General features: G+C 68.0%; 3 protein-coding genes. 2 read left to right on the top strand and 1 reads right to left on the bottom strand.

Annotated features, from left to right (window positions below):
* Positions 1-2,313: penicillin-binding protein (locus WA965_RS28390; RefSeq protein ID WP_526448269.1), on the bottom strand; the 2,313-nt coding region annotated here is incomplete at its 3' end.
* Positions 2,314-2,418: 105 nt separating this feature from the next.
* Here WA965_RS28390 and WA965_RS28385 point away from each other — a divergent pair.
* On the top strand, positions 2,419-3,558 hold the full coding sequence (locus tag WA965_RS28385) for a serine hydrolase domain-containing protein (protein WP_526294333.1): 1,140 nt from the start codon (positions 2,419-2,421) through the stop codon (positions 3,556-3,558).
* Positions 3,559-3,763: 205 nt separating this feature from the next.
* On the top strand, positions 3,764-4,159 hold the full coding sequence (locus tag WA965_RS28380; RefSeq protein ID WP_526294334.1) for a hypothetical protein: 396 nt from the start codon (positions 3,764-3,766) through the stop codon (positions 4,157-4,159).
* Positions 4,160-4,188 lie beyond the last annotated feature (29 nt).

Below are 4,188 nucleotides of genomic sequence, written 5' to 3'. Positions count from 1 at the left end.
CCGGTACACCGGCGCCGGGGCGTTCCCGCTGCTGGTGTTGATCGTGATGATCGAACCGGGGATGGTCCTACCCCGTGGAGACGTCCCCACGACGGCGCCTCTCGAGGAGTAGCTGGGGATCGGCGTCGGCTCCGGCGCGACCTGAAAACCGGCGTCCGTCAACTTCTTCCGCGCCGCATCGAGCTTCAGCCCGGTCACGCTGGGAACCTCGCTGCCCGGGCCGCCGTCGACGTAGCGCGGGTCGGTGGGCGGCATCACCACGGGACCGAAGTCCTCGGCGATCGGTTTCATCGCCGTGTACCAGGTGAGGGCCGGTGCAGTTCCGCCGTAGAGGTTTCCGTCGCTGCACCGGCGCAGCGGGTACGAGCACAGGCCGGACGGCGTCGGGGAGTCGTCGAAGATGTAGCTCGCGGCGGCGTACTGGTTGGTGAAGCCGAGGAATCCCGACGACCGGTGCGACTCGGTGGTGCCGGTCTTACCCGACATCGGTAGATCCCATCCGACCGAACCCGCCGCACTCGTCGCGGTTCCGCTGGTGTGGTCCTCACCCAAGGCGTTGGCCATCGTGTTGGCGAGCCCCTCGGGGACGACCTGCTCGCAGGGCACTGTGTCGAGGGCGACCTCATCGCCATAGCGGTCGATGACCTTCTCGATCGGGCTGGGCGGACACCACATGCCACCCGAGGCGAGCGTCGCGGCGACGTTGCTCAACTCGAGCGCATTGAGCTCCAGCGGCCCGAGCGTGAACGACCCGAGGTTCTGCCGCTTGACGAAGTCGGCGATGCTCTCGTTGGTCCCGGGGTCGTACGCGCGGGCGGACCCAGGCTCGGCGTAGGACCGCAGCCCGAGTCGGACCGCCATGTCGACTGCGCGGGGGACACCGATCTGGGCGATCAGCTTCGCGAACGCGGTATTGGGAGATTTCGCCAGCGCATCGGTCACATTCATCTGGCCGGCCGACCCGCCGGCGTTCTTCACACACCAGGTTTTCGGCGGACACCCCGGTTCGCTGCTGTCGCCCAGGCCGGTGCCCCGGAACGTCTGCGGCACATCGAGTGTGGCGTTGATGCCCAGCCCCATCTCCAGGGCCGCAGCCGTGGTGAAGATCTTGAAGATCGAGCCGGCGCCGTCGCCGACGAGGGAGAACGGCTGCGGCTGCACCGTCTGCCCGGCGTTGAGGTCCAGCCCGTAGGTGCGGTTGCCCGCCATCGCGACGATGCGGTGAGCGTCGCGGCCGGGCCTGATCACGCTCATCACGCTGGCGACGCCGACGGCGGTGGGGTCGGCGAATTCGTCGATGGCGTTCTTGACGCTGTCCTGGACCTTCGGGTCGAGGGTGGTGCGGATCAAATAGCCGTTGCGTGCCAGGTCCTCGTTGCTGAGGCCGGCGCGGGCCAGGTACTGCATCGCGTAGGCGCAGAAGAACGCGCGGTTACCGGCGGCGATGCAGCCCTGCGGCAGCGGTTCCGGCCGCCGCAGCACGCCCAGCGGTGCGGCCTTGGCGGCGCGGAGTTCGTCGGCCCGGTCGGGCAGATTCTCGATCATGGTGTCGAGCACCACGTTGCGCCGTTCCAGCGCGGCATCGGGGTTGATGTACGGGTCCAGGGACGTGGGAGAGCGCACCATCCCGGCCAGTAGTGCCGCCTGCTGCCAGTTGAGGTTAGCGGCGTTGATGCCGAAGTAGGTCTTCGCGGCGTCCTGAACGCCGAAGGCGCCGGTGCCGAACGACACCAGGTTGAGATACCGGGTCAGGATCTCCGCCTTGGGCAGGGCTGCGTCCAGGGCCAGGGCTGCCCGGATCTCGCGCAGTTTGCGTGCCGGGCTGATCTCCACGGCGGCGCGCCGGTCCGCATCGGTCTGCGCACGGACCAGGAGGTTGAAGTTCTTGACGTACTGCTGCTCGATCGTCGACCCGCCCCTGGTGGCGGTGGAGCCCTGCAGATACCCGGCCAGGCCGGTCAGGGTGCCCTGCCAATCGACGCCGTTGTGTTCGGTGAAGCGTTTGTCCTCGATCGAGAGGATCGCCAGCTTCATCGTGTCGGCGATCCGATTGCTGGGCACCACCCAGCGGCGCTGCTCGTACAGCCACGCGATGGGGGTGCCTGCTGCGTCCACCATGGTGGACACGATCGGCACCTCACCCTCGAGCAGCTGCGTGGATTCCTCTGTGGCCGAGTCGGATACGCGCAGCAGTGCCGTCCCCGCGCCGCCGACAAAGGGGAACATCAACGCTGCCGCGAGCAGTCCGGCCAGGAGGCAACAGCCCGCCAGTCTGGCGAGAGCCCACCACTTCGCCCGACGCTGGTCGCGCATGGCGTCAGCTTAGGACGGTTCGCGGTAGCTGACAGTGGATTGGGTGGGACTTGCAAACGCCGTGCGACGATGGCTGGCAGATCGCGGAGAGCAGAGGAGTTTGAGATGGGGTTCGAGCGAATCGACGACCTTCTGAACGGCGTGACCGCCGACGGGTCGCTGCACGGTGTCGCCGCGACGGTGGTCGGCCGTGACGGCGTTCTCTACCAAGGCGCGGCGGGGGATGCGAAGCCCGACACGATGTTCCGCAACGCGTCGATGACCAAGGCCGTCGCGACCACCGCCGCGCTACAGCTCGTCGAGCAGGGGCGCGTCGATCTGGACGCGACCGTCTCGTCGATCGTGCCCGAGTTCGGCGAGCTCCGGGTGCTCGACCACTTCGACGGTCGTGAGCCGGTCCTGCGGGCGCCCACCACGCAGGCGACTGTCCGGCACCTGATGACCCACACGGCCGGCTGCGGCTACCACTTTCTCAACGAGAAACTCTTCACCTACTGCGTCGAGCAGAACTTTCCCAACCCGCTCGAAGGCATCAAGCAGAGCCTCAGCGCTCCGCTGGTCCACGATCCCGGCACGGTCTGGGAGTACGGCGTCAGCACCGACTGGCTCGGCATGGTCGTCGAGGCCGTCAGCGGGCAGACGCTGGCCGAGTACCTCGCCGCGCATGTCTACGGCCCGCTCGGCATGACGGACTCGACGTTCGTCCCGACCGGCGAGCAACGCGCGCGATTGCTGCCCATTCGCTTCCGGGCACCGGACGGCAGCCTGGTGGCCACCGACCTCGACCTGCCCGCCCAGCCGGAGTGGGACGCCGCCGGCCACGGGTCCTACGGGACGATCGCCGACTACGGGCGTTTTGTGCGCGCCTGGCTCAACGGCGGCGAGCTCGACGGCACACGCATCCTGAAAGAAGAGACCGTCGAGCTCGCGTTGCGGGACCACCTCGACGGGGCGCCGTTGCCGAAGAAGATGGAGCCGGCAGTCCCTGAGCTGACCAACCCGGTCGAGCTGCTCGACGTGCCGCAGGGATGGGGCCTGGGGTTCCACCTCTACCTGGTCGACCTGCCCGGCATGCGCAGCGCCGGCTCGGCTGACTGGTCGGGACTGTTCAACAGCTTCTTCTGGATCGACCGCGCGGCGGGGATCGGCGCCGTGATCGCGACGCAGGTACTGCCGTTCTTCGACGAAAAGATGGTCGAGACGATCCTCGGCTTCGAGGCCGCGGTCTACGCGGAGCTCGCCTGATGTTCACGCTGCGCTGACGGCGCGGATTCCACACGAATGGCCGCCGTGAGCGCAGTCTCAACGGCATGCGGCACTTGCCTGCGGGATAGGAAACTCTTCCTATCCCGGCACGGGACTCTGGCTTGCCGGCGATTACGGCGGAGCGCTCTGACCAGCAGTATTCCTCTCAACAGATAAACCCGGCACCAACCGAGAGGCACACATCATGACCACATCGACCACCCGCAAGCTGACCGGCATCAAGTACGCGGCGACCATCCTCGGCGCCTTCGCCGTTCTGATGGCCGCCCCGGCCACCGCCTTCGCCGTCGACAACGAACCGACACCCAGTGGCGGCTGCACCTACACCGACCCCGACGGCTACCCGATCCCGATCGACGACGGCCAGGACGTCTTCGTCGACGGCAAGATCGTCAGCTGCCGCGGCGGCACGATCACGATCACGACGGCGCCCCTGCGCGGCACCATCTTCCAGCCGCCGGCGTCCACGAGCGGTGGAATCCTCGAGCCGGCGGAACCCAAGAGCGACGGCGTCTTCCAGCCGCCGGTGGTCAACCGCGCCCCCGTCCTCGATCGCGCACCGGTTCTCGCCCAACCCTGACCGCCGCCCCCACCTCGGCCCGTCACCCG

The organism is Mycobacterium sp. (assembly GCF_049683935.1).
GTDB lineage: Bacteria > Actinomycetota > Actinomycetes > Mycobacteriales > Mycobacteriaceae > Mycobacterium.
The sequence above is the reverse complement of the archived record's forward strand: the minus strand, read 5'-3'. Positions and strand labels throughout refer to the sequence as shown.